At 41.8% G+C, this 24419-nt stretch carries 20 protein-coding genes, 17 tRNA genes, 1 rRNA gene, 2 pseudogenes and 2 other annotated features; of the genes and pseudogenes, 6 read left to right on the top strand and 34 right to left on the bottom strand.

Annotation, left to right across the window (positions count from 1 at the left end):
* Window positions 1-57: 57 nt before the first annotated feature.
* Window positions 58-289 (bottom strand) — a binding site (T-box leader).
* The 5 genes and pseudogenes from trpB to TZ94_RS09340 form a co-directional block, all read right to left on the bottom strand.
* A complete protein-coding gene (trpB, locus tag TZ94_RS06450; RefSeq protein WP_045615262.1) occupies window positions 281-1459 on the bottom strand; it encodes a tryptophan synthase subunit beta in 1179 nt (392 codons plus the stop codon). Its footprint overlaps the feature before it by 9 nt.
* A 161-nt stretch (window positions 1460-1620) precedes the next feature.
* Window positions 1621-1852, bottom strand: a binding site (T-box leader).
* A 60-nt stretch (window positions 1853-1912) separates the two neighbouring features.
* Window positions 1913-3139, bottom strand: coding sequence for a DegT/DnrJ/EryC1/StrS family aminotransferase (locus TZ94_RS06445; RefSeq protein ID WP_045615260.1), 1227 nt, complete (start codon window positions 3137-3139; stop codon window positions 1913-1915).
* A gap of 39 nt (window positions 3140-3178) precedes the next feature.
* Entirely contained in the window at window positions 3179-3871 is a 693-nt protein-coding gene (locus tag TZ94_RS06440) for a sugar transferase (RefSeq protein WP_045615258.1), read from the bottom strand.
* A gap of 105 nt (window positions 3872-3976) precedes the next feature.
* Entirely contained in the window at window positions 3977-5719 is a 1743-nt protein-coding gene (locus TZ94_RS06435; RefSeq protein ID WP_045615256.1) for an ABC transporter ATP-binding protein, read from the bottom strand.
* Window positions 5709-7454 (bottom strand): annotated as a pseudogene (locus tag TZ94_RS09340) (ABC transporter ATP-binding protein). The gene TZ94_RS06435 and the pseudogene TZ94_RS09340 overlap by 11 nt, the downstream one beginning before the upstream one ends.
* Before the next feature lie 262 nt (window positions 7455-7716).
* On the opposite strand from TZ94_RS09340, the gene TZ94_RS06420 reads away from it, so the two are divergent.
* On the top strand, window positions 7717-8544 hold the full coding sequence (locus TZ94_RS06420; RefSeq protein WP_006152698.1) for an exodeoxyribonuclease III: 828 nt from the start codon (window positions 7717-7719) through the stop codon (window positions 8542-8544).
* Between the two features lie 11 nt (window positions 8545-8555).
* The gene (locus TZ94_RS06415) at window positions 8556-8942 is read left to right on the top strand and encodes a bleomycin resistance protein (protein ID WP_045615253.1); all 387 of its coding nucleotides are present in this window, start codon (window positions 8556-8558) and stop codon (window positions 8940-8942) included.
* 63 nt (window positions 8943-9005) lie between these two features.
* On the opposite strand, the gene TZ94_RS06410 is transcribed toward TZ94_RS06415, so the two are convergent.
* The 4 genes from TZ94_RS06410 to TZ94_RS06395 all read right to left on the bottom strand — a co-directional run bounded on the left by TZ94_RS06410 (window position 9006) and on the right by TZ94_RS06395 (window position 12810).
* Window positions 9006-9410: a PaaI family thioesterase gene (locus TZ94_RS06410; protein ID WP_045615252.1), complete on the bottom strand. Its 405-nt coding sequence runs from the start codon at window positions 9408-9410 to the stop codon at window positions 9006-9008.
* A 69-nt stretch (window positions 9411-9479) separates the two neighbouring features.
* Window positions 9480-10961, bottom strand: a complete 1482-nt coding sequence (locus tag TZ94_RS06405; protein ID WP_045615251.1) for a UDP-glucose--hexose-1-phosphate uridylyltransferase — start codon at window positions 10959-10961, stop codon at window positions 9480-9482.
* Window positions 10961-11620, bottom strand: coding sequence for an HAD family hydrolase (locus TZ94_RS06400; RefSeq protein WP_045615250.1), 660 nt, complete (start codon window positions 11618-11620; stop codon window positions 10961-10963). The genes TZ94_RS06405 and TZ94_RS06400 overlap by 1 nt, the downstream gene beginning before the upstream one ends.
* Window positions 11621-11631: 11 nt before the next feature.
* Window positions 11632-12810, bottom strand: a complete 1179-nt coding sequence (locus TZ94_RS06395; RefSeq protein WP_045615249.1) for a galactokinase — start codon at window positions 12808-12810, stop codon at window positions 11632-11634.
* Window positions 12811-12978: 168 nt separating this feature from the next.
* Between TZ94_RS06395 and TZ94_RS06390 the strand changes: the two genes are divergently transcribed.
* On the top strand, window positions 12979-13980 hold the full coding sequence (locus TZ94_RS06390) for a LacI family DNA-binding transcriptional regulator (RefSeq protein WP_045615248.1): 1002 nt from the start codon (window positions 12979-12981) through the stop codon (window positions 13978-13980).
* A gap of 214 nt (window positions 13981-14194) precedes the next feature.
* Here the strand turns inward: TZ94_RS06390 and TZ94_RS09805 are convergent.
* Together TZ94_RS09805 and TZ94_RS06375 are read right to left on the bottom strand one after the other, a co-directional pair.
* Window positions 14195-15232, bottom strand: a pseudogene (locus tag TZ94_RS09805) (zinc-binding dehydrogenase).
* Between the two features lie 79 nt (window positions 15233-15311).
* Entirely contained in the window at window positions 15312-16214 is a 903-nt protein-coding gene (locus TZ94_RS06375) for a cation diffusion facilitator family transporter (protein WP_045615246.1), read from the bottom strand.
* Window positions 16215-16346: 132 nt separating this feature from the next.
* Between TZ94_RS06375 and TZ94_RS06370 the strand changes: the two genes are divergently transcribed.
* From TZ94_RS06370 to TZ94_RS06360, 3 genes are read left to right on the top strand one after another with little or no spacing between them, the layout of a single operon-like run.
* Complete coding sequence (locus TZ94_RS06370) at window positions 16347-16886, top strand: TetR/AcrR family transcriptional regulator (protein WP_045615245.1); 540 nt, start codon at window positions 16347-16349, stop codon at window positions 16884-16886.
* Between the two features lie 15 nt (window positions 16887-16901).
* Window positions 16902-17372, top strand: a complete 471-nt coding sequence (locus TZ94_RS06365; RefSeq protein ID WP_045615244.1) for an HXXEE domain-containing protein — start codon at window positions 16902-16904, stop codon at window positions 17370-17372.
* Window positions 17373-17406: 34 nt separating this feature from the next.
* Window positions 17407-17742, top strand: coding sequence for a hypothetical protein (locus TZ94_RS06360; protein ID WP_045615243.1), 336 nt, complete (start codon window positions 17407-17409; stop codon window positions 17740-17742).
* Window positions 17743-17794: 52 nt separating this feature from the next.
* On the opposite strand, the gene TZ94_RS06355 is transcribed toward TZ94_RS06360, so the two are convergent.
* From TZ94_RS06355 to rrf, 23 genes are all read right to left on the bottom strand, one after another.
* The gene (locus TZ94_RS06355) at window positions 17795-19315 is read right to left on the bottom strand and encodes an ABC transporter permease/substrate-binding protein (protein WP_045615242.1); all 1521 of its coding nucleotides are present in this window, start codon (window positions 19313-19315) and stop codon (window positions 17795-17797) included.
* A complete protein-coding gene (locus TZ94_RS06350; RefSeq protein ID WP_045615241.1) occupies window positions 19308-20036 on the bottom strand; it encodes an ABC transporter ATP-binding protein in 729 nt (242 codons plus the stop codon). The genes TZ94_RS06355 and TZ94_RS06350 overlap by 8 nt, the downstream gene beginning before the upstream one ends.
* A complete protein-coding gene (locus TZ94_RS06345; protein WP_045615239.1) occupies window positions 20029-20883 on the bottom strand; it encodes an SDR family oxidoreductase in 855 nt (284 codons plus the stop codon). Before TZ94_RS06345 ends, TZ94_RS06350 begins: the two co-directional genes overlap by 8 nt.
* An 18-nt stretch (window positions 20884-20901) precedes the next feature.
* The gene (locus TZ94_RS06340) at window positions 20902-21351 is read right to left on the bottom strand and encodes a MarR family winged helix-turn-helix transcriptional regulator (RefSeq protein ID WP_052689736.1); all 450 of its coding nucleotides are present in this window, start codon (window positions 21349-21351) and stop codon (window positions 20902-20904) included.
* Window positions 21352-21486: 135 nt separating this feature from the next.
* Window positions 21487-22632: a DUF4767 domain-containing protein gene (locus TZ94_RS06335; RefSeq protein ID WP_045615237.1), complete on the bottom strand. Its 1146-nt coding sequence runs from the start codon at window positions 22630-22632 to the stop codon at window positions 21487-21489.
* 143 nt (window positions 22633-22775) lie between these two features.
* Window positions 22776-22863: transfer RNA gene (locus TZ94_RS06330), tRNA-Ser, on the bottom strand.
* Window positions 22864-22869: 6 nt separating this feature from the next.
* A tRNA-Ile gene (locus tag TZ94_RS06325) sits at window positions 22870-22943 on the bottom strand.
* Window positions 22944-22974: 31 nt separating this feature from the next.
* Window positions 22975-23045: transfer RNA gene (locus TZ94_RS06320), tRNA-Gly, on the bottom strand.
* 19 nt (window positions 23046-23064) lie between these two features.
* Window positions 23065-23137, bottom strand: a tRNA-Phe gene (locus TZ94_RS06315).
* 4 nt (window positions 23138-23141) lie between these two features.
* A tRNA-Met gene (locus tag TZ94_RS06310) sits at window positions 23142-23215 on the bottom strand.
* 10 nt (window positions 23216-23225) lie between these two features.
* Window positions 23226-23315 (bottom strand) — tRNA-Ser (locus tag TZ94_RS06305).
* 10 nt (window positions 23316-23325) lie between these two features.
* A tRNA-Ile gene (locus TZ94_RS06300) sits at window positions 23326-23399 on the bottom strand.
* A 13-nt stretch (window positions 23400-23412) separates the two neighbouring features.
* Window positions 23413-23486 (bottom strand) — tRNA-Met (locus tag TZ94_RS06295).
* Between the two features lie 5 nt (window positions 23487-23491).
* Window positions 23492-23565 (bottom strand) — tRNA-Pro (locus TZ94_RS06290).
* 13 nt (window positions 23566-23578) lie between these two features.
* Window positions 23579-23652: transfer RNA gene (locus TZ94_RS06285), tRNA-Arg, on the bottom strand.
* Window positions 23653-23663: 11 nt separating this feature from the next.
* Window positions 23664-23749: transfer RNA gene (locus tag TZ94_RS06280), tRNA-Leu, on the bottom strand.
* A gap of 7 nt (window positions 23750-23756) precedes the next feature.
* Window positions 23757-23828: transfer RNA gene (locus tag TZ94_RS06275), tRNA-Gly, on the bottom strand.
* A gap of 27 nt (window positions 23829-23855) precedes the next feature.
* A tRNA-Thr gene (locus tag TZ94_RS06270) sits at window positions 23856-23928 on the bottom strand.
* A gap of 12 nt (window positions 23929-23940) precedes the next feature.
* Window positions 23941-24022, bottom strand: a tRNA-Leu gene (locus TZ94_RS06265).
* A gap of 5 nt (window positions 24023-24027) precedes the next feature.
* Window positions 24028-24100 (bottom strand) — tRNA-Lys (locus TZ94_RS06260).
* An 18-nt stretch (window positions 24101-24118) separates the two neighbouring features.
* Window positions 24119-24191: transfer RNA gene (locus TZ94_RS06255), tRNA-Asp, on the bottom strand.
* A 2-nt stretch (window positions 24192-24193) separates the two neighbouring features.
* Window positions 24194-24266: transfer RNA gene (locus tag TZ94_RS06250), tRNA-Val, on the bottom strand.
* Window positions 24267-24270: 4 nt separating this feature from the next.
* A 5S ribosomal RNA gene (rrf, locus tag TZ94_RS06245) occupies window positions 24271-24386 on the bottom strand.
* Window positions 24387-24419: the final 33 nt, after the last annotated feature.

Here is a 24419-nt window from a genome sequence, read left to right as displayed (position 1 = left end):
CAGTTCTTCTTAAATCCCGTGTTTATTCTACAAAAAATCCCCACGCAAAATAACTTGCGTGAGGACGAAATTCGCGGTGCCACCTCAATTATAGGATTTCTCCTATCTCTCAATCCTGTCTCAGAACCTTCTTGTAACAGGCTGTGCGATAAAGGGCACTCCCTTGAGAATCATGTTTTCTTCTCTCATTTTCAAATGGACCCAATCTTACAGCTTTCTCTGCTTGTTTTCAGCAACCACAAGCTCTCTGTGAGAGAAATCTCTGTATCTTTTCCATCTTTTATTTTTTAGCTTCAAGGTAGTCTGCAATAGCAGCTACGTCCTTGTCTCCACGACCAGAGACATTGATGATGATAATCTCATCTTTACTTAGTTTTGGTGCTCGTTTGACTGCTTCTGCGATAGCATGGGAGCTTTCAATAGCTGGGATAATTCCTTCAGTCTTACTAAGTAAAAGCAAGGCGTGGACAGCTTCTTCATCAGTCGCTGCAACATATTCTACACGACCAGAGTCTTTAAAGAAGGCATGTTCTGGACCAACCCCTGGATAGTCCAAACCTGCTGAGATAGAGTAAACTGGCGCGAGCTCTCCATCTTCCTTAAAGACTGCATAGGTCTTCATTCCATCGACAATTCCGACACTACCCTTGGTCATAGTTGCTGCGTGCTTGTCTGTGTCAAGTCCATGACCAGCAGCTTCTACCCCAACCAATTTTACTTCTTCATCAGCTACATACTGTGAAAAAGCTCCGATGGCATTGGAACCACCGCCCACACAGGCAATGACGTAGTCTGGTAGACGTCCTTCTTTTTCCAAGATTTGACGACGTGATTCTTCACTAATAACCTTTTGGAATTCATGAACAATAGTTGGATAAGGATGAGGTCCAACAGCAGAACCTAAAACGTAGAAAGCTTCAAGGTCATTCATCCATGCTCCAAAGGCTGCATCAACTGCATCTTTGAGGGTACGAGTCCCAGTTTCAACTGCGTGAACAGTTGCTCCCATCATCTCCATGCGGAAGACATTGAGACGTTGACGCTCCACATCTTCTGCCCCCATGTAGACATCACATGCCATACCAAACTTAGCTGCAGCTGCAGCTGTCGCAACACCGTGCTGGCCAGCTCCTGTTTCGGCAATGACACGTTTTTTACCCATGCGTTTAGCAAGAAGAATTTGACCCAAAACATTATTAAGTTTGTGAGATCCAAGGTGGTTAAGGTCTTCACGCTTGAGATAAATCTTAGCTCCACCTAGGTGCTCTGTCAAACTTTCTGCATAATATAGCGGTGTTTCGCGACCTGAATAATCCTTCAAGTAATGGCGAAACTCAGCTAAAAACTCTGGATCATCCTTGTATTTTTCAAAAGTCACTTCCAATTCATCTAGTAAAACCTGAATTGGTTCTGGTACAAAACTACCACCAAATTGTCCAAAATATCCTTTAGTTGTCATAAATTTTTCCTCCTTCTGTATGAATCCGGCTTTTTGTTTTCTTTTAGTAGTGGGCAAGGAGCTGCAGATAGAACTCAAGTTCATCAAAGCGACTTAACTCCCTAATAAAAGATAAACAAAATGACGGATAGAAAAAAGCCCACACACGGAATCTACTTCCATGTGAGGGCGTTCGTAACGCGGTACCACCTCAATTGTAAAGAGAATATCCCCTTTACATCTCTGCCTTGTCTATCAACAAGTTGCACTGTAAGGTGTGCGCACCGAATTTTCATTGTTTCAAATTCATTGTTTCAAATCAGCCCAATTTCACTACTTTCAACCACCTGTTCACAGTAACCACAGGCTCCCTGAAGATCAAAAATAACTACTTTTCTGATTTGTTGAGTTAATTATATGTTATTGTTTTTTCTTTGTCAACCGTTTTCATTCATTTTTTACTAATTTTTTTTATTAGTTTTTTGAAGAAGCAAGAACTTCTTCAAAAACTCTGACAAAAGTCTCAATGATATAGTCTACTTCTTCATCTGTTAATTTCGTGTGAAGTGGCAGTGTAATTTCGTTTACAAAGAAGGCATAAGCCCTTGGATAATCTGCCATATCGAAACCAAGATTCTTATAGGCTGTCAAAAGCGGAAGCGGTTTGTAATGAACATTACTTGCAATTCCTGCCTTAGCCAATTCTTGAATGATTTGATTGCGCTCTTCGAGGCTCGCACCTTCTACATGGGTAATGTAAAGGTGACGACAAGATTCAACAGTATCTGTCTCATGAGCCAATGGATGGATAGGTGTCCCTGCAAATCCACGGTCATAGCGATCCACGATGTCCTTACGACGTTGTAATAAAGCAGGATAACGATCTAGCTGAACTAGACCAAGTGAAGCCATGATATCTGTCATGTTGCACTTGTAGGCTGGTGTTACGATATCGTATTCCCATGAACCTAGTTGCATCTTAGCAAGCGCATCTTTGGTTTGACCATGAAGGGAAAGGATTTGGAATTCCTTATACATTTCTTCATCATCAATAGCTGGATTTGCTTTCCAAGTCGCACTTCCTCCTTCTGCAGTTGTAAAATTCTTGACTGCATGGAAAGAGAATGAAGTAAAGTCAGCAATTGAACCAGCTGGTTGTCCCTTATAGGTTGAACCTAAAGCATGAGCACTATCAGAGACAATCACAATACGGTTAAAGGCCTTTTGCCACTTGCTAGCAGCTGTAAAGAGGTCGCGTTTCTTTTCTACAACTTGGAACAAACGGTCATAGTCACAGATAATCCCTGCAAGTTCAACTGGGATGATAACCTTTGTCTTCTCAGTAATTGCTTGCTCAAGCTTGTCATAGTCCATTTCAAAGGTATCGTCTTGGATATCAACCATCACTGGTGTCGCACCTACGTGAGTAATGACACTACATGAAGCTGTATAGGTCATAGCTGGAACGATGACCTCATCGCCAGGCCCTACTTCAAGCACGCGCAAAATCAATTCAAGAGCTGCTGTTGCAGAGTTGAGGCAGACTGTCTTAGGCGTTTGAGTATAGACGGACAGACGACGCTCTAATTCTTTTGTCTTTGGACCTGTTGTGATCCAACCAGAACGAAGGGTATCGGCTACTTCAGCAATTTCAGCTTCGGTAATATCGGGTGGTGAAAATGGAATATTATACTTTGTCATTGATTTACTCCTTTTACTGTATTCACTCTTGTGACTACTTTATTTTAAAACTTCAACTACAGTCTGGAACATGATCTTGATATCTCCGAAGAAATTAAAATCACGTAGGTAGGCTAGGTTAAAGTGCATTTTCTCTGGAAGGACTCTTTCCACATAAGCCTGGTCAACCGTCATACCTTTTGCAGTCATTTGACTGATGATGGCATCCTCATCCTTATAGTTAATGCTGGCAAGGGATGTAATCCCCGCAGGTAAGAGCAAGGTAGCCATCATTTCAGGGCTATACTGCTCTGTGTAGCGTGGTACTTCTGGGCGTGTTCCTACAAAAGACATCTCTCCTTTGAGGACATTGACCAATTGCGGCAATTCATCCAAACGAACACGTCGAATGAAATTTCCAACTTTTGTGATACGACTGTCATTTGCAGAAGTTACTAGACTTCCTTTTTTATCAGCATCCGTCACCATGGTCCGGAATTTCCAAATCTTGAAATGACGGTTGTACTGTGTTACCCGCACTTGCTTGTAAATAACTGGACCCTTGCTATCTAGCTTGATCCAGATGCTTAGAATCAGAAATAAGGGGGAGGTCAAGATTAACAAGACTACGGCTAGAAACAAATCTAGACAACGCTTGAAAATCAGTGAGCCTTTTCTTCTAGACACAAGCTGGTAGTATGGTTTTACCTCGCTTAATTGCATCTCGAAGGGTAGTTCATCCCATTTCAGCATGCATATTCTCCTCTGTTTTTAGTATAGTAAAATTTATCAATATCCTTCATTATACCACAAATTAGATAGCTAGGTGAAAGAAATCTAGCATTTTAAATCTTCCTTTTAAGATAAGGCTCCTGCTTGTAAGCTATACATCTTGTGATAAGTTCCACCTAAAGTCAAGAGCTCCTCGTGTGTTCCACTCTCGATAATCCGGCCCTTATCTAAGACATAGATACAATTAGCATCTTGGATGGTAGAAAGACGATGCGCGATGGCAATGGTTGTCCGCCCTTTTCGCATCTTTTCCAGGGAATTCTGAACCAGAGTTTCTGTTTCCGAATCAATATTGGCTGTCGCTTCATCTAAAATCAAGATTTTAGGCTGACTGGCGACTGTTCTGGCAAAGGCAATAAGTTGACGTTGACCAGTTGAAAAGCTAGAACCTCTCTCTGAAACAGGAGAGTTATAGCCTTGAGGCAATTCTTGAATAAAAGCATCTGCATCCACAAACTCTGCTGCCGCCTTAACTTCCTCATCGCTAATTTCTTGGTACATGGCGATATTAGACTTGATAGTTCCATGATAGAGGAAGGGTTCCTGCAAGACAAGACCCATGTTTTTTCTTAGCTCTTGATGGCTATAGTTACGAATGTCTACATTATCAATCAAAACCCGTCCTGACTGAAATTCGTAAAAACGCATGAGGACATTGATAATAGAGGACTTCCCTGAACCTGTATGTCCCACAAAGGCAATGGTTTCACCTTTATTGACAGTAAAAGAAATATCATCGAGAATTTGGTGTTTTCCATCATAGGAGAAGGACACATGCTCAAAACGAATATTTCCTTCTCTGATTGCTAGCTCACTGTCAGCTTGGACAGGTTCATAATTGCTTTGATCAATCAGTGCAAAGACTCGCCCTGCTGATACCATCGAAGTCTGAAGAATTGAGAAGTTTTGCGTGACCTCTATCAAAGGATCAAAGAGACGATTGATATACTGGATAAAGGCATACATGGTACCTGCTGTCATCCCGATATAGAGGCCTCTATAGCCAAAATAGGCCATGAGAACGGCATAACCTAAGAGCTTCAACAAACTCATGGCAGGACGTAAAAAGAGGGCGTCCAAGGCTACTGAACGGTTGGCATAAACGTAGTGTTCTTCATTAATCTCATCAAATTCTTCCTGCAGGCGTTTTTCTTGATTAAAGGCTTGAATAATTCGAATACCTTCAATACTTTCTGCCAACGTGCTATTTATATCTGACAAAAAGCTTCTCGTTTTTTCGATGATTTTAACTGATTTTTTTCGATAGAGATTAACCAAGATAAAAATCAAAGGTAGAAATAGAAGAACCAAACCTGTCAAACGAAAATCCAGGACCATCATTGTATAAAGAGTTGTCACAAAAATAAAAATAGCTGAAATAAAGCTAGACAACAGCCCTGAAAACATATCACTGATGGTCTCTGTATCATTGGTCAATCGTGAAACGATAGAACCTGAAGGTGTCTTGTCAAAATAAGACATACCTAGTTTTTCCATATTGGCAAAGGCATCTTTGCGAATATCTCTAACAATGCTATAAGATACACGCGCAAAAAGTAGATTACCGATATATTGAATCAAGGTTTGTAGGATATAAAGACCATAATAGACTATCAAAACAGTAACAGCAAACTGACTCAGATTCCCCAGATACTGGTCGATAAAGTGTGAAGCAACCAGAGGAATGATACTCTTGATAACCGTTGTTGCTAGGAGGAATGATAGGGCTAGCAGGGTTAAGAGGCTATAGGGCTTGAGATACTCAAGCAATCGTTTCAATACTGTCCATTGTTCTTGCTTATTCTGCATCTTCTTCTCCTTTCATTTCCAATTGTTGGGACTGATAGGTCTGGGCATACCAACCATCCAAGGCTAGTAAGTCCTCATGAGTCCCACGTTCGATAATCTGTCCATTTTGCATAACCAAGATCAAATCAGCGTGGACAACTGCACTGAGGCGATGGGCTGAGATGATGGTCGTTTTATCTTTGCGAGTTTCCTTGAGATTATCGATGATCGCGAACTCTGTCTTAGCATCCACTGCTGACAAAGAATCATCTAAAATCAAGATATCAGGATTTAAAATCATAGCCCGACTCATAGCCAGACGTTGCTTTTGTCCACCAGATAGACTAACGCCTTTTTCCCCGATAACTGTATCAAATCCCTCAGGCATGGCTTGAATGTCTTGATAGACTTGAGCCAACTGAGTCGCTTCTTCTACTGCTGAGAAAGGTAGGTCAGGATTTCCAAAACAAATATTCTCTAAGATAGAGCTAGCAAAGAGAAATTGGTCCTGTGGGACGTATCCCATCAAACTTCGTAAGTCAGCTAGTCGATAGTCACGAATGTCATGACCATTTAGATAAATAGCTCCTTGGTCAACGTCATACTCACGTAGGAGCAATTTAATCAAAGCAGTTTTCCCTGAACCAGTCTGCCCAACCAAGCCCAAGGTTTGCCCTTTTTCGAGGCTAAAGTGGATATCTCTCAGCGTCTCTTCGTCTTCAAAGGCAAAACGATCAATGGCATAGTCCAAGCGCCCATTTTCAATCCCGTTAAGTGGAGATTCTGGTTCTTTGACAGGTGACTCTTGGGACAAAAGACTATCAATTCATTGATAAGAAACCTTCCCTCTCTGAGTAATGTTAAAGAGAAAACCAATCGCCATCAAGGGCCAGACCAACATATCCAAGTAAGAGATAAAGGTGATCAGATTACCGACGGTTACTTGTCCCGCTTGCACCATAAAGGCACCGACTAAGAGAGTTAAGGCATAGGAAGAACCAACAAAGAGTAGAACCATGGGGTCAAAGAGGCTATCATATTTCATGGTTTGCAGATTCTTTTGGAAGGTCAAATCATTGACTTCCTGGAAAGATGCCAACTCATCAGATTGATAGCCAAAGGACTTGGTTACCTTGATACCCGATACAGATTCTTGAACCTTATTGTTGAGTTCAGAAAAGGCTGCTTGTGATTCTCCGAAAGCCTTATGGGTCTTTCTCCCCAGACGACTAGTCGCATAGGCCATAAATGGCAAGGGCAGAATGGCAACCAAGGTCATCTGCCAAGAAATGCTAAAGAGCATAGTCAAGAGAGTTACCAAGGCTGTGATAGAGGCATCCACCGCTGACATGACACCACCACCTGCTAGACGAGTCAGAGCATTGATATCATTGGTTGCGTGAGCCATCAAATCCCCAGTTCGATAATTCTGATAAAAAGCAGGCGACATTTTTGTAAAATGCTCAAATAGTCTTGAACGCATGATTTGTCCAAGTCGGTAGGAGGTCCCTAGGATATACATGCGCCAAACATAACGCAGGTAGTACATCCCGAAAGCTGCCAGCAGGAGATAAAAGAGATGAATCAGGAGCTCATCTTGTGTTAATCGTCCCGAAGTGATGGCATCGATCACGCGCCCCATGACCATAGGTGGGATGAGGTTTAGTACAGAAACCAAAACCAAAGCTACAATTCCAACTAGGTAACGGCGTTTTTCTAATTTAAAAAACCACCAGAGTTTTTGGATGATGGACATAAAATTCCTTTCTAATGACAAATGGAAACCTGAGGCGACTACCTCAGGTTTTTCTTATTCATAGGTGATGACACTAACTTAAACTTTGTCATATTCAGTGATAAAGATACTCAAAGGAGTAACATTTCATTAATTTTCAATCTTTTACAAAAATCATTCTTTATTATATAGGAATGACCTGGATTTTTCAAACCATACGCTGGGGAATTCCTTCTTTTTCTGGTATAATATTGTCTATAATCTGAATGAAAAGGTAAACATTATGAAATTGATCTCATGGAATATTGATTCCCTCAATGCAGCATTGACGAGCGATTCTGCACGTGCGAAATTATCACAAGACGTCCTCCAAACATTGGTTGCTGAAGACGCTGATATCATCGCCATCCAAGAAACCAAGCTTTCAGCTACAGGGCCTACTAAAAAACACCTCGAGGTGTTAGAAGAACTCTTTCCTGGATATGAAAATACTTGGCGTTCCTCTCAAGAACCTGCTCGTAAAGGTTATGCTGGAACTATGTTCCTCTATAAGAAAGAACTGACTCCAACTATCAGCTTCCCGGAAATCGGTGCACCTTCTACCATGGACTCTGAAGGCCGTATCATCACTTTAGAATTTGATACATTTTTCGTGACTCAAGTTTACACACCAAACGCTGGTGATGGGCTCAAACGCTTGGAAGAACGTCAAGTCTGGGATGTCAAATATGCAGAGTACTTGGCTCAACTAGACAAGCAAAAACCTGTCCTAGCAACAGGAGACTACAACGTTGCCCACAAGGAAATTGACCTTGCAAACCCAGCCAGCAACCGTCGTTCACCAGGATTTACAGACGAAGAACGTGAAGGATTTACAAACCTTTTAGCCAAAGGATTTACAGATACCTTCCGCCATATCCATGGCGATGTGCCAGAACGCTATACTTGGTGGGCACAACGCAGCAAGACTTCAAAAATCAACAATACAGGCTGGAGAATCGACTACTGGCTCACAAGTAACCGTGTGGCAGACAAGGTTACCAAGTCAGATATGATTGACTCAGGCGCACGCCAAGACCATACACCGATTGTCTTGGAGATTGAATTATAAGGATTTTCTATATGAACTACAATGCAGTTATTCCCGAGTTTATGGTATCAAATATAGAACAGTCCCGTTCCTTCTACTGTGATTTACTGGGTTTTACAATCGAATACGAGCGACCAGAAGAAAACTTCCTCTTCTTATCTCTTGAAGATTGCCAGCTAATGCTAGAGGAGGGGAGTAAGGAGGAACTAGCTGAGTTGAGCTCCCCCTTTGGTCGTGGAGTCAACATCTCCTTCGGCATAGAGGATGTCCCTCGACTCTATCAGAAAGTAATAGAGTCTAACTATCCTATTCATCGTCCTTTGACCAAAAGAGAATTTCGAGTTGGTGAACAATATATCTATCCTCATGAATTTGCAGTTTTAGACCCAGATGGCTATTTTTTAAGATTTAGTGAATAGGATAATAAAGCATTAGAGTGGGAAAGTAATAAAAAAAGAGGCATAGACCTCTTTTTCTTATTTCTAAATCCTCACCTGTCTATCTTCAGACCGTTGGCCTGTGACAAACATGGTGAAGGTTGCCTTGCAGACATTTCGGCCATCTTTGTTGGTGATATCAACATCGACGACACAAGTTGTGCGTCCATGATGAATACATTCTCCTTTGATAGTGAGAAGGTCCCCTAGATTTCCAGCTTTCAAGTAGTTAATGGAAGACTGGAGCGTCACCCCATCTAAGCCAAGCGAAATCACCACAAGACCACTGATTTGGTCACAAAGGGTAAATAGATAGCCTCCATGGGCATTCCCATAATAGTTGAGTGAGGAGTCCACTACTTTTGTCGTCACCACAACGTGACCATCTCTCATTTTTTCAATTTCATAGTTTTCAAAGGCAGATATAGCGTCAAAGTGAAAATCTTTCATACGTTCCTCCTGATGTTTCAAACGACACTATGATACTACTTTTCATGACTCTGTGCAAGGGAGAAGCACTTATTCAGGTAAAATCCCAACCTGCTCCACGAAACGCATAAAGGCTGCCTGTCCTTCTTCTGTTTGCTTATAAACTCCTGCATCTTCCAATACCCGAGCAAAGATTTTACCCACAGATTCTTGGACAATTTCGAGAGCTTGGTCTTTATCAGTCAATCCAGGATGACTTTCTTTCAACTCATCCGCCCATTCTTGGTGATAATCTGCTACTAAAACATCCTCTCCGACTAGATAAGCTGCTACTTGCTCTACTTCTTCCTTCAAGCGTGGGGGCAAGATTGCTAAGCCCATAACCTCAATCAAGCCGATATTTTCCTTCTTGATATGTTGGACATCCTTATGAGGATGATAGATACCATCTGGATGCTCTGGGGATGTTTGATTGTCTCGCAAAACCAAATCCAACTCAAACTGTCCATCTCGTTTACGCGCAATCGGTGTGATGGTATGATGTGGTGTCCCATCACTTTCCGCCAAGACATGCACACTTGGATCTGAGTACTGACGCCAAGCCAGTAAGATTTTCTCAGCAAGGTTAGTCAAATCGTCTTTTGAATCCGACGTCAATCGAATCACAGACATAGGCCATTGAACAATTCCTGCTTTGACTGATTCAAAACATTCAAAGGTAAAGCTTTTCTGAATAGGAGCCACTTCCATTGGGAATACATGGCGCCCACCTTGGTAATGATCATGGGTCAAGATTGAACCACCAACAATTGGTAGGTCCGCATTCGAGCCTGCAAAATAGCCTGGGAACTGCTCCACAATTGCTAACAAACGCTCAAAACTTTGGCGACTGATAGCCATAGGACGGTGTTGACTGTCTAGGAAAATACAGTGCTCATTAAAGTACGCATAAGGAGAATATTGGAAGCCCCACTCCTGCCCAGAAATATCAAAACGGATAATACGGTGATTGCTTCTAGCTGGATGATTGACACGACCGTGGTAGCCTTCGTTTTCCATACAAAGCTGACATTGAGGATAGTTGCTAGACTTGACTAACTTAGCTGCCGCAATCTCTTTCGGATCCTTTTCAGGCTTAGACAGATTGATGGTAATCTCCAGTTCTCCGTAGTCAGACGGTACACGATAAGCAATATTTTTTGCAATAGCCTTTAGTTTGATGTAGTCATTCTTTTGACTGAGTTGGTAGAAGTCCGCAATCGCCTGCTCTGGGGACTGGGCATAAGTAGCCCAAAAGTCACGATTAACCTGACTCGGACAAGGGGTTACTAAGTCCATGAGGTCAGTACCGAGAATTTCACGCGCAGCCAGACTATCTTCAATCATTTCCAAGCGAACGGCTTCCTCAACAAGCTGGTCTTTGAGGTCAATCAAGTTATCTTGGTCAGTCTCAACTTCAAGAACTCCATCTCCCACCAGTGCCAAGACGCGATTGCTCAGATAAATCCGATCCAACTCTTCAAAGGTGCTTTCTGCAATGACTTTGGTCACAAATTTTTCTACTAAGGTCACTAGAAAACCTCCTTCTTACTTTCTAAATAGTCTCTAACAGCATCTAAATCCTGAAAAACTTGTTCTGTTTTATTTAAGAAAGACTGTGCTGGTATTTTTAAATCTGGAATACAAATAACTGGAATCCCAGCTCTAGATGCCGCTTCAATCCCTGCTTCACTATCCTCTAGTACCAAGCAATTCTCTGGTAAAACGTTCAAATCACTACAGGCCTTTAAAAATATATCAGGGTATGGTTTGCTTCGCTTTACATCTTTTGCAAAAACTAGATGGTCAAATAGGGATAATATACCATTGCTATCCAATATCATTCTAGCTCGAGATTCAACACTTGAAGTTGCTAAAGCGATTGGAATACCTTCTTTTTGCAAATAAGTGAGCAAATTTTTAGCACCTTTTTTTAAATTTACACCTTGAGCTAAGATTTGAGCTTCCAGTTCATAAACTTTTGCCAAGGTTTGGTCAAAGTTCCAAGGTAAATCATAGGTGTCCAAAAATCGTTGAACATTCTCCTCTTCCCTATGTCCACTGTAGTCTCTAGAATAAGTTTCTTCTGTGAAAGGAATTCCAAAATCTCTAAGCAATTCTTGATAAACTTTTAGAGAAATGATTTCAGTATCGGCTAGTAAGCCATCTAAATCAAATATTACAGCTTCCATATCCTTCTCTCCTAGTCTAAAACGCGAGTACCACCTGCAACTTCAGCGATATAGAAGCTTGGTGCATAGCCAACTACTTCTTCGTAGTGCTTGCCAACAGCTTCTTTAAAGGCCTCAACCGCATCTTTTTGAACCAAGGCAATGGCACAACCACCAAAGCCTGCTCCTGTCATACGAGCGCCTAGAACACCTTCTTGAGCCCAAGCTGTATGTACAAGAGTATCCAATTCCAAGCCAGTCACTTCGTAATCATGCTCAAGAGAAACGTGAGACGCATTCATCAAACGACCAAACTTGTCCAATTCTCCTGCTTGAAGAGCTGCTTGTGCTTTAAGGGTACGTTGATTTTCAAGAACTGCGTGGCGAGCACGTTTCAAACGATTTTCGTCTTTGATCAGGTAACTGTATTCATCAAAAGCCCATTCATCTAACTCGCCTAAAGTCTGGATATCCAAGGCAACTTGAAGTTCTTCTACTGCTTTTTCACACTCAGCACGGCGTTCATTGTATTTAGAATCTGCTAGTTCACGGCGTTTGTTGGTATTCATGATAACAACAACATTGTCCTTCAAATCAAGAGGAACCAAGTCATATTCTAGAGTGTTAGTATCTAGGTAAATAGCACGTTGGTCTGCACCCATACCGATAGCAAATTGGTCCATAATCCCAGAGTTAACGCCGATAAAGTTATTCTCTGTCAGTTTTCCGATTTTAACTAAGTCTAGACGGTCCAATTTTAGGTCAAAGAGGTATTCTGCCACGACACCTGTCAAAAGCTCCAAAGATGCTGAAGAAGACAATCCAGCTCCATTTGGGATATTCCCAAAGACATAGAAATCAAACCCTTTATCAATCACATGTCCTGCTTCTTGCAAGAAATGAAGGACACCTTTTGGATAGTTGGTCCAGTTGTGTTCCTTTTCAAACTTAAGGTCAGCTAGTGGAACTTCGATGATGCCCTTATCCTCAAAGTTAGCGGAGTAGAAACGCAATACTTGGTCATCACGCTTACGAGCTGCTCCATAAGTTCCTAGTGAGATAGCTGCTGGGAAAACATGCCCACCGTTATAGTCAGTATGTTCCCCAATCAAGTTGATACGGCCTGGTGAGAAAAAGGTTTGGTCTGCTTCTTGACCAAAAACAGCAAGAAAATCCTTGCGAAGTGCTTCAGCAGTAAGATGTTGTGTCATATGAATTCTCCTTTTACGAAATATTAGGTAAAAAAGTTTATCCTGTAATCGTTTTCTTCTATTGTACCCAAGGGTTTTGCTTAGGTCAATATTTTTACCGTTATTTTACTAAACTATGAGTAAAAAGCAAGAAAAATATGTTATAATAACCTAAAAAAGAGGGGAATTATGGCTACACTCAAAGATATTGCTCAGTTAGCCTCTGTCTCGATCGCAACTGTATCCCGTGTCCTCAATCGCGATCAGAGTCTATCTGTCACAGAAGAAACCCGACATCGTATTTTAACTGTCGCCGAAGAACTAGGCTATACCAAACATCTCAAAACTGGCGAAAATCACAAACTTAAACAAAAGATTGCCATTATCCAGTGGGTCAGCGAACAAGGTGAGTTGGAAGACCTCTACTACTACCAGATTCGACTAGGAATCGAAAATAGGGCACAAGAATTAGATTACGAAATTTTGCGCTATTTCAATGATCAACCTTTTACGCTTAGCGAAGAAGTCATTGGAATTCTTTGTATTGGAAAATTTAGCAAAGCACAGATTGCATCATTTGAAGAGTATCAAAAACCTCTAGTTTTTCTAGATAGTGATACCATAGCCTTGGGCCACACCTGTGTCATTACAGATTTTAATAATGCTGTTAGACAGGTAGTCGATTACTTTACAGACCACGGACTTAAGAAGATTGGTATCTTATCCGGTCTTGAAACGACTACTGACCAAGAAGAAGTCATCGCAGATAAACGCTTAGGTTACTTTAAATCCTATACACAAGAAAAGGGAATTTATAACGAGAAATTCATTTTCCAAGGACTATTTACTGCCCAATCTGGATATGACTTGATGAAAGAGGCTATCGAAAAATTAGGAGATGAACTTCCACAAGCCTTTTTTGCAGCTAGTGATAGTTTGGCAATCGGTGCTCTTCGCGCCCTTCAAGAAGCCAGCATCAGCATACCAGAGCGCGTGAGCATTATTTCCTTTAATGATACTATTCTAACCAAGCAAGTGTTCCCACCCCTTTCCAGTATCTCAGTCTACACTGAAGAAATGGGACGTACAGGAATGGATATTTTGAACAGAGAAGTTCTTCATGGGCGTAAAATTCCAAGCCTCACCATGCTTGGAACCAAACTGACGTTAAGAGAAAGCACCTTGCATTAAGTACGACACTTAAACATAAAAAAATCCTAATAGAGATTCTCAAATCCTATTAGGTTTTTCTTTTTATAATCAATGAAAATTAAAGAGCAAACTAGGAAGCTAGCCGCAGGTTGCTCAAAGCACTGCTTTGAGGTTGTAGATAAAACTGACGAAGTCAGTCACATATATAATCCAAGGTGAAGCTGACGTGGTTTGAAGAGATTTTCGAAGAGTATTAATCCATCACAATCATAGACTTAATGGTCTTGCGTTCATCCATAGCCTTATAAGCTTGGTCGATATCTTTCAGTTTATAGCTTGAAGTAAAGACGCGACCTGGATTGATATCACCATCAAGAACAGCTTTGAGCAAGAATTGCTTATCGTATGTTGTTGCAGAAGCTGCTCCACCCGCAACAGAAATATTCTGAGCAAAGGTCGAACCAAGTGCACGGTTATTATAGTGAGGCACACCAACAATTCCCATACGACCGCCATTATGAAGGACACCCAGAGCCTGCTCAACAGCCGCCTCAGTACCAACACACTCAAGTGCTGCATCTGCTCCTCCTCCGAGGATTTCACGCACATTGGCAATGCCTTCTTCACCACGTTCGGCCACAACAGCTGTCACTCCTGACTCCAAGGCCATTTGTTATCGATCTTCGTGACGACTCATAAGGATAATTTGTGAAGCTCCACGCATCTTAGCCGCAATAACAGCACATTGGCCAACAGCCCCATCCCCAATAACGACAACCTTGTCGCCTTTTTGCACATTAGCCACACGCGCTGCATGGTAACCGGTCGGCATGACATCAGCAAGTGTTAAAAGTGACTTGAGCATGCCTTCGCTATAATCTGAAGGTTGACCTGGAATTTTCACAAGTGCCCAATTGGCAAAATGGAAACGGATATACTCAGCCTGGAAATTTCCTCCTAGATTATTTCCAATATGATTGTCACAAGAACCATCAAATCCAGCACGACAAGCGTCGCATTCCCCACAGCCATGAGTAAATGGTACAATCACAAAATCACCGGGCTTGACTGTTGTAATGGCCTCTCCAGTTTCTTCAACGATTCCAATTGCTTCGTGTCCGCTATTTTTGTGACCCGCTTTAATATCTGGATTACGATAGCTCCAAAGGTCCGAACCACAAACACAAGCACGAACCACACGGATAATAACATCATCCGCCTCTTGAATGCTTGGACGCTTGATTTCCTCAATACCTACCTGACCTGCCTTGGTATAGACTGCTGATTTCATAAACATTTACCTCTCTGTATCTAACTTACTTCAAGTATACACTTTTTATGAAGCTTTCGCTCTCTTATACTACGCCTCATCAATGATGATGTTCATGTCCATGGTTTTGGACTGCTTCTAGCTCTTCCATATTTCGCTTATGAGTTTGATGACTTGCTAGGTCTGCGTCAATCTCAATGGTGATATTTTGAAAACCACAATCTTTGAGTTTGCTTCGAATCGATTCCTTGCAAAGCTCCATCTGTTCAATTTCTTTTAGACAAACATGGACAATGGCATTTTTCTCCAAACCATCCATGGTCCAGAGATTGAGCTGATTAAGGCTAGCAACATGGTCCAACTGCTCCAAGTCGCTTTTTACTTGCTTGATATCTACTCCTTCCGGTACAGCATCTAAGAAAATCTTAAGCGTGGACCAAAAACGTGGAATAGCTTTTGACAGAATAAAGATAGAGATGACAAGAGATAAGAGCGGATCCAGAATATACCAGTCGGTAAATCGCAGAACAATGGCCATTAGGATAACAGCCACCCAACCCAAGGTATCTTCCAGAAAATGCAGGCTAAGAATGGATTCGTTTTTTGTTTTTCCCTTACGAACTACTAGACTCGCCAATACATTGATACTGACAGCTATGATTCCTAACCAGAGGATTCCCTCATCGTTGACCGGTTGTGGATGAAAGAGTTTCGTTATATTTTCCAAGATAACCAGAACAGAGCCTGTCATGAGAATCACAGCCGTTACCAAGGCACCTAGAAGGCTAAACCGTTTGTAACCCAAGGTATAGTGGCTGTCTTCTTCACGATTGGAGATAGTTTCAAGAAAGGCTGATATCCCAATTGCGATTGCATCTCCAAGATCATGGACAGAATCAGCAAGAACCGCACTAGAGCCAAATACTCCTCCAGCGATAAACTCGACAATAGCATAACTCAAATTCAAGAAAAAAGCTAACCAAACTGCATGTTTTGTCTTCATAATTCTGTTTCCTCTGATATAATAGATTCATGAACATCCTGTTCATTATCATTATCTAACATTCATTACAGAAAGGATAGGAGCAAACTATTTACTTTGTAAGTTACTGAACAGTTTGTTCAAAGTGTCCATATGACTAGTCAGGATCGTCGCATTACCAAGACTCGAAAAGCTATCTATCAGGCTTTCTTGCACTTACTCAACCAAAAAGACTACGAGGTCATCACCGTTCAGGAAATCATAGACCTTGCTGATGTAGGGCGCTCAACTTTTTACAGCCATTACGAGAGTAAGGAGTTACTACTGGATGAACTCTGCCAAAAGCTCTTTCATCATCTCTTTGAGCGTGCTGAACACCTATCCCCACAAGACTACCTGGCCCATATCTTTCAGCATTTCAAAAAAAATCAAGACCACGTAACCAGTCTTTTGCTCTCTAAAAACGATTATTTTATCCGTCAGCTACAAAAAGAACTAGAACACGATGTCTATCCAATGGTAGCCGACGAACTAATCCATACTCATCCAACCATCCCTCACTCCTATCTCCAGCATCTGGTTGTCAGCCACTTCATCGAAACTCTCAGTTGGTGGTTGAAGAAAGGCAAAAATTATAGCGAACAAGAAGTCATCCAGTTTTATTTGGAGATTTTAAAAGTGGGTTCCAACTAGAAAGGAGTATTTTCAATGACCAGCTTGCAATTTTACTTTCTATTTCCATCACTCTTCATGCTTCACGAACTTGAAGAAATCATATGGATGCCATCCTTTGTCAAGAAACTATCGACACAGTTTCCAAACAATCGAATCCTGTCTTATTACACGCCTTTTGCCTTCAATGCTATTGTCTTGGAGCAATTTCTTATCCTACTTTTATCACTTTTTCTTAGTTACTGGTTTAACAACTATACTATTTACACAACAATTGTGATTGCTTATATCTACCATGTCTTAGGACATCTGATTCAGACAGTCGTTATTCGAAAATATGTGCCCGGATTGTTGACGGGCATTTTAACGAGTTTGTTTGCTCTTTGCAATCTCAAAAATGAATTTCCAATTAAACTTTATGGTTACTCTCTTTTTACCTTATTGGTTATTATTTTAAATCTTGTAGTATCATTTATGATTCTTCATAAAATCAGTCATAAAAAATAGTACTCAGGCAATCATATCTTAGAAAGGAAACCCTATGTTCTTCCCCATTCTTCTCGGCTTTTTTACGGCCTTCTTTGCCCTTGCTTTTGTTCTTCTTCACTTATTGGCTTCTCTGTCTGAAGTTAAAAAAGGGAATCACACTCTAGGAAATACATTTCTCCTTATCGGAAGTAGCCTTGCGACCTTATCTATCTTCCTCTACTTCTTTTTGCCGATTATCGCACTATCTCTTTGGCTGATTGGCTGTGGATTAATTTGCTACGGAGCCTATTGGAATGGCAAACAAAAAGAAAACTTCCATCCAGCCCACCATCTGATTCGAATTGGAATTGCACTGGTGCTTACCATCTTGTTAGCCTTGGTACAATAAAAAAGGATCTTTTGATCCTTTTTTGTATACTCATAAACTAATACTCCTTTGATTATTGCTTAAGTATTCCTTCTTGAAGGAGAAACTCATGCGCAACCTCTTCAGCCGATTGACCTTCCACACCAACCTGATAGTTCATCTGACTCATCTGGCTCTCGGTGATTTTACCGGCTAGTTTATTGAGGACTGCTTCCAATTCAGGATGTTTTTCAATTAATTCAGCTTTCATGAGTGGAGCCCCTTGATAAGGTGGGAAGAGGTGTTGATCATCTTCTAAAATCATCAAGTCATACCTAGCAATTTCAGCATCCGTTGAGTAAGCATCTGTAATTTGAATGTCACCTGACTGGATGGCTTGGTAGCGAAGAGCTGGTTCCATGGTTGCCACATTGAGATTCAATCCATAAACAGACTGCAAGCCCTTGTTTCCATCCTCACGGTCATTAAACTCCAGAGTGAATCCCGCCTTGAGCTGTCCTTCTACTTTTTTCAAGTCTGAAATCGTCTTAAGTCCATATTCTTGCGCAATTTTTTTAGGAACTGCTATAGCATAAGTATTTTGATAAGCCATGGGTTTAAGAAAGGCTAGTTGATCCTGTTTGGCAATGCCGTCACGAGCCACCTCGTAAACCTTTTCTGGGTCATGCCCAATTTGTGGAGATGGTTGGAGGAGACTCTCTGTCACTGTTCCAGAAAATTCTGGATAGATATCAATGTCCCCTTTTTTCAGCGCTTGATAAAGGAAATCTGTCTTCCCAAAGTTAGGCTTGACCGTCACCGTCATATCCGTATTTTCCTCAATGAGAAGCTTGTACATATTCATGAGAATCTCAGGTTCAGGTCCCAACTTCCCAGCTATAACCAGATTTTCTTTCTCTTTATTTGGAATCATGCTTGGAGCATAACTAGCTCCCAAACCAAGCACCATAACAGCAAAGGCTGCAACAATTGTACGCAACTTTGCCTTTTCCAACCATTTGAGAACAACATTAAAGAGAATGGCCAAAATGGCTGATGAGATTGCCCCGATTAAAATGAGACTAGCATTCCGACGATCAATTCCCAAAAGGATAAAGGAGCCCAATCCTCCAGCTCCCACAAGAGCGGCTAAAGTCGCTGTCCCAATGATCATAACGGTTGCTGTACGAACCCCCGATACAATGACAGGCATGGCAAGTGGAATTTCAAACTTCTTGAGTCGCTCCCACTTGGTCATTCCAAAAGCAATCCCTGCTTCCTCAAGACTAGGATCAATGCCGTTCAAGGCTGTGATTGTATTTTCCAAAATCGGGAAAATAGCGTAAATGACAAGGGCTGTGAGGGCTGGTAAGGTTCCAATTCCCATGAAAGGAATAAAGAGTCCCAACAAAGCCATTGAGGGAATGGTCTGGAAGATACCCGCAACTTGTAGCACCCAGTTCGCCGCTTTTTTGTGGCTATTTAGATAAACCGCCAGAGGAATCGTCAGAAAAATAGCAACCAATAAGGTCAAAAGAGACAATTGCAAGTGTTGTCCAAGGGCTGTTAACCATTCCCCAAAACGTTCTTGAAATGTTGAAATCAAATTAGACATGAAGGCTACCTCCAAACAAATTTGCTACAAAGTCCGTCGCAGGTGCTTGTAAAATTGTTTCAGGTTCTGCGACCTGACGAATTTCTCCATCCTGCAAAACTGCAATTCGATCCCCTAATTTCAAAGCCTCATCCGTATCATGGGTTACGAAGATGGTCGTCATACCGAACTCCTTGTGCAATTCTTTTGTAAGAGCCTGCAACTGCTTGCGAGAGATAGCATCCAAGGCTGAAAAAGGTTCATCCATCAATAGAATTTTTGGTTCCCCAATGATGGCTCGCACAATACCAATCCGCTGTTGCTCCCCACCAGATAACTCGCTTGGTAACCGATGAGCGTACTCTGCAGCAGGTAGCCCCACCTTGTTCAAGAGTTCTTCGGTTTTAGAGGTGATTTTCTCCTTGCTCCAGCCCTTCATCTCAGGAATGAGAGCTATATTTTCCGCAACCGTCAAGTTAGGAAATAAGGCAATGGCTTGAAGGACATAGCCGGTACTGAGACGTAACTCCCGTTCATCATAGTCCTTGATGCGTTTCCCATCCATATAGATATTGCCATCTGTCGGCTCCAAAAGACGGTTCACCATCTTGATCATGGTAGTCTTACCAGATCCTGAAGGACCCACTAGCACCATGAATTCTCCATTTTCAATGCGGAGATTGACATCTTTTAAAATGGTCTTTTCCGTGTAGCGCAAAGCTACATGTTTGTATTCAATCATTTTTTTCCTCAATAAGTTTTCTATCTCTAAGAATATCCAAAAGGCTGCTTGCTGGATGCCTTAGGACTTTTTCGATATCTGTTGAAACCCCAGCCTGTTCGCCAGCTTTAATCGCTGTATAGGTACTGACCCAGGCATCATACTCCCAAGTTTGTGCTGGCCATTTTTCCCGTGACTCATAGGCTTCTTCTACTGATTCATCCACATACGTGATGGTCTTACCGGTATTTTTTGAGAGAAGCTCTACGATTTCTTCCATAGAGAGATCCTCTGGTCCTGTTAGATTCAAGGTTTGATTTTCCCACTCCTTAGGATTTAAAAGAATTTCTGCTGCAACCTTAGATGTATCCTTACGGGCAACAGCTGACACAAGGCCACTGCCAGCCGGACCACGAATCTCTCCATTTTCAAGCGCCATATCAATCAGAAATTCCAAGTAAAAATTATCTCTCAAAAAAGTGTAGGTGAACCCTAACTCCTTGATATAGGCTTCAGTCTGGGCATGATCTCGAGACAAGGTAAAAGTTGCCTTCTCATCTGCCCCATAAAAGGAGGTATAAACAATATGCTGCACCCCTGCTAGTTTTGCAGCATCTAAAAACTCCTTGTGCTCCTTGACACGCTCTGGATTTTCCCGAGCAGAGACCATCAACAAGGTATCGATACCCTTTAAGGCCTCAACCACCTCTGGAGTATTGGCATACACTATTTTACGGATTTCTGCAGACGCGTAGACTTTTGCACGCTCTGGGCTTCGTGCTAGATGGACTGAAGCGATTCCTTTTTTATCGACAAGATCAGCCACATATGAGCCTATGTTCCCTGTTACACCTGTAATTCCTATCATAACTGTCACTTCCTTTCCCTAGATTTCATTTTCTTTAGCTTTTAGATTTGAGATAATTCGCTCTTGATAGGCTTCAAATTCTCGGATTTCTTGATCCGAAAAATCTTGGTAGAAAATTTCACCCAATTCTTTACTAACACGGTCTCCAATCTCTTTTTGCGCCCAACCCAATTCTGTCAAACAAACAAATTTTCTTCTCTTATCTTGAGTGCAAGCTTTTACAGAAACCAATCCCTGGTCTTCTAACTTCTTAATCATGCTTGTCAGGGTATTGTTAGCTAACCCAGAAGCTAGAGCGATATCCGTAGCAGTTGCCCGACCATCCTCTTTTTTCCAAAGCACTGTTAAAATCTTACCTTGTTCACTACGGTATTGAGCATCTGGTCCCTTGCTCAAGAGTTTTTGAAAGATACGCCCATTCAACAAGCGAATCTGTAAAGCTTGATAGCCACCTAACATCTTGTCCATTTTGTCTCCTTTTTGTTCTATATCGAACTTTCAAAAAAATTGTAACTCTTTTTGTTACATCTGTCAACTATTTCGATATCGAAATATTAACTTTTAAAAAAAAAAGAGTTTAGCCAAGGCTAAACTCTTTTTTCATTACTCTTCTTCAACTAAGCGTTTGAACTCTGCTTGTATTTCTGTATTTTCGGTTGGTTTCAAGTACATAATCCCACCATTAGTTGTCGGTGAATGAAAGACAATCGCTTCTCCTGTATTGGTTATCGCAAAGAAGTAGCTGTGCACATCCGGATATTTATCCCAGTTACTATAGCGCTCCACGATTCTGTACTTAGCGTTCCCTAAACCTGTATCCGTGTATACAGCATCCATTTTTTCGCTTGGTCCATTTCCAAAGGTATAGAGATTATCCGCACCAACATCTCCTCCTGAAATTCCCTTTTTGTAATTGGGTTGCCCAAGTCTTTCTCCCCATCCTTTAATAAAGGCTTCCAATTTCGCAGATTTATTAGTATTCCAAGGAGCCTTTTGTTTCTCACCAGAAATAGTCCTGCTAGTAGAAGTTTCGAATTTCTGCCAATCAAGTTGTTTAATATCCAGCAATTCGGCTTCACTCTTACCAAAATCCGAATGCAAGCTTTTATTCCCAGGGACTCGAATATCCTGTTCTTGCAGTTTGCTTGCAGCTTGAGGATTTAAATTAAGACGATAAAGGACTCCTCTCCCTTCTCCAGTACCAGAGGACCAACTCAATTCTAGGATATCTCCACCCTTATAGATATTCATAGAATTTCTTGCACCACCATGACCAGCTACAAATCCTTCTGCTAAAAGAACAGGTTTCTCGTTCACCAAATAATATAAACCTAATATAAAATAATCATCACTAGATTGTTCAACACCTATTAATAATTCTTCAACACCATCCTGATTCAGATCTGTATAAACATAGTGCATCTTATCCGCTTGATACACCGCATTTTCAACAGACCAACTATTGATTGGACGATCAGCAACATTCAAACTTTTATATAGATTTGCAATTGCAGTTTGATCTTTAGACGTTGAAAGTATTTTTTGATAATCATCAAATACGGACTTATATAAAACTTTATAATCCTTTTTAGATACTTCAGTTGTTTGCTCAATAGTTGTTAAAGATTGACTAGTAGTAGATAAATTCGAATCTTTACTAGAAACTTCAGTATGATGATTACTACAACCAAACGAACAGAAACTAAAGGATAAGACAAAAAAACTTCCTAAAAATTTAAGGTATTTCATAAATTTCTCCTCTAAGTTTAATAACAACTAGTGTTAGATTTCACTTACATTATAGCAAATAATTTACCATTTTAGAAAGGATAATAAAAGACTACAAGATTAATTTTTGAAAATAAAAAAAGAGCTTTACAGCTCTTTAATTACGGAGAATAAGGGATTCGAACCCTTGCGCCAGTTACCCGACCTAACGATTTAGCAAACCGTCCTCTTCAGCCTCTTGAGTAATTCTCCTATTAATGGGCACGAGTGGACTCGAACCACCGACCTCACGCTTATCAGGCGTGCGCTCTAACCACCTGAGCTACGCGCCCAAGTAAAACTTGGTACTTGAACAAAGTTCAAAGCGGGTGACGAGAATCGAACTCGCGACAACAGCTTGGAAGGCTGTAGTTTTACCACTAAACTACACCCGCATGATACTTAATAAAAAAATGGCGCGAGACGGAATCGAACCGCCGACACATGGAGCTTCAATCCATTGCTCTACCAACTGAGCTACCGAGCCAATATTGCGGGAGCAGGATTTGAACCTACGACCTTCGGGTTATGAGCCCGACGAGCTACCGAGCTGCTCCATCCCGCGTTAATAATAAAGGAGGATGTGGGATTCGAACCCACGCACGCTTTTACACGCCTGACGGTTTTCAAGACCGTTCCCTTCAGCCGGACTTGGGTAATCCTCCAACATTTCAATGGACCTTGTAGGACTTGAACCTACGACCACTCGGTTATGAGCCGAGAGCTCTAACCAGCTGAGCTAAAGGTCCAACAAGATCATTATAGCGGCGAAGGGGATCGAACCCCCGACCTCCCGGGTATGAACCGGACGCTCTAGCCAGCTGAGCTACACCGCCATCAATCGGGAAGACAGGATTCGAACCTGCGACACCTTGGTCCCAAACCAAGTACTCTACCAAGCTGAGCTACTTCCCGAATTAAATTGTAATGCACCCTAGAGGAGTCGAACCTCTAACCGCCTGATTCGTAGTCAGGTACTCTATCCAGTTGAGCTAAGGGTGCTCATTTTTATATGCCGAGGACCGGAATCGAACCGGTACGATCGTTACCAATCGCAGGATTTTAAGTCCTGTGCGTCTGCCAGTTCCGCCACCCCGGCCTCTCTAAGCGAACGACGGGATTCGAACCCGCGACCCCCACCTTGGCAAGGTGGTGTTCTACCACTGAACTACGTTCGCATCGACTCTGGTTTATATTAAAAAAAATGCCGGCTACATGACTTGAACACGCGACCCTCTGATTACAAATCAGATGCTCTACCAACTGAGCTAAGCCGGCTAATTTCTATTATGCGGGTTAAGGGACTTGAACCCCCACGCCGTTAAGCGCCAGATCCTAAATCTGGTGCGTCTGCCAATTCCGCCAAACCCGCAAATATGACCCGTACTGGGCTCGAACCAGTGACCCATTGATTAAAAGTCAATTGCTCTACCAACTGAGCTAACGAGTCAAATAACTTTCGTTATTACGGTCCCGACGGGAATCGAACCCGCGATCTTCGCCGTGACAGGGCGACGTGATAACCGCTACACTACGGGACCTATGGGAGTTAACGGGATCGAACCGCTGACCCTCTGCTTGTAAGGCAGATGCTCTCCCAGCTGAGCTAAACTCCCTAGAGCTAAGCGACTTCCATATCTCACAGGGGGCAACCCCCAACTACTTCCGGCGTTCTAGGGCTTAACTTCTGTGTTCGGCATGGGTACAGGTGTATCTCCTAGGCTATCGTCACTTAACTCTGAGTAATACCTACTCAAAATTGAATATCT

The sequence above is a fragment of the Streptococcus infantis genome (assembly GCF_000960085.1).
In the GTDB taxonomy this organism is placed as follows: Bacteria; Bacillota; Bacilli; order Lactobacillales; family Streptococcaceae; genus Streptococcus; species Streptococcus infantis_C.
Note: the sequence above shows the minus strand (reverse complement) of the source record. Positions and strands in the feature narration are given on the sequence as shown.

Coding starts and splice junctions, on each gene's coding strand:
- TZ94_RS06375 (WP_045615246.1), bottom strand. CDS start 16,214: ATGAAGACAAAACATGCAGTTTGGTTAGCTTTTTTCTTGAATTTGAGT.
- TZ94_RS06415 (WP_045615253.1), top strand. CDS start 8,556: ATGAACTACAATGCAGTTATTCCCGAGTTTATGGTATCAAATATAGAA.
- TZ94_RS06350 (WP_045615241.1), bottom strand. CDS start 20,036: ATGATTGAATACAAACATGTAGCTTTGCGCTACACGGAAAAGACCATT.
- TZ94_RS06435 (WP_045615256.1), bottom strand. CDS start 5,719: ATGCAGAATAAGCAAGAACAATGGACAGTATTGAAACGATTGCTTGAG.
- TZ94_RS06370 (WP_045615245.1), top strand. CDS start 16,347: ATGACTAGTCAGGATCGTCGCATTACCAAGACTCGAAAAGCTATCTAT.
- TZ94_RS06340 (WP_052689736.1), bottom strand. CDS start 21,351: ATGGACAAGATGTTAGGTGGCTATCAAGCTTTACAGATTCGCTTGTTG.
- TZ94_RS06355 (WP_045615242.1), bottom strand. CDS start 19,315: ATGTCTAATTTGATTTCAACATTTCAAGAACGTTTTGGGGAATGGTTA.
- TZ94_RS06400 (WP_045615250.1), bottom strand. CDS start 11,620: ATGGAAGCTGTAATATTTGATTTAGATGGCTTACTAGCCGATACTGAA.
- TZ94_RS06440 (WP_045615258.1), bottom strand. CDS start 3,871: ATGCTGAAATGGGATGAACTACCCTTCGAGATGCAATTAAGCGAGGTA.
- TZ94_RS06410 (WP_045615252.1), bottom strand. CDS start 9,410: ATGAAAGATTTTCACTTTGACGCTATATCTGCCTTTGAAAACTATGAA.
- TZ94_RS06390 (WP_045615248.1), top strand. CDS start 12,979: ATGGCTACACTCAAAGATATTGCTCAGTTAGCCTCTGTCTCGATCGCA.
- TZ94_RS06420 (WP_006152698.1), top strand. CDS start 7,717: ATGAAATTGATCTCATGGAATATTGATTCCCTCAATGCAGCATTGACG.
- TZ94_RS06335 (WP_045615237.1), bottom strand. CDS start 22,632: ATGAAATACCTTAAATTTTTAGGAAGTTTTTTTGTCTTATCCTTTAGT.
- TZ94_RS06365 (WP_045615244.1), top strand. CDS start 16,902: ATGACCAGCTTGCAATTTTACTTTCTATTTCCATCACTCTTCATGCTT.
- TZ94_RS06445 (WP_045615260.1), bottom strand. CDS start 3,139: ATGACAAAGTATAATATTCCATTTTCACCACCCGATATTACCGAAGCT.
- trpB (WP_045615262.1), bottom strand. CDS start 1,459: ATGACAACTAAAGGATATTTTGGACAATTTGGTGGTAGTTTTGTACCA.
- TZ94_RS06360 (WP_045615243.1), top strand. CDS start 17,407: ATGTTCTTCCCCATTCTTCTCGGCTTTTTTACGGCCTTCTTTGCCCTT.
- TZ94_RS06395 (WP_045615249.1), bottom strand. CDS start 12,810: ATGACACAACATCTTACTGCTGAAGCACTTCGCAAGGATTTTCTTGCT.
- TZ94_RS06345 (WP_045615239.1), bottom strand. CDS start 20,883: ATGATAGGAATTACAGGTGTAACAGGGAACATAGGCTCATATGTGGCT.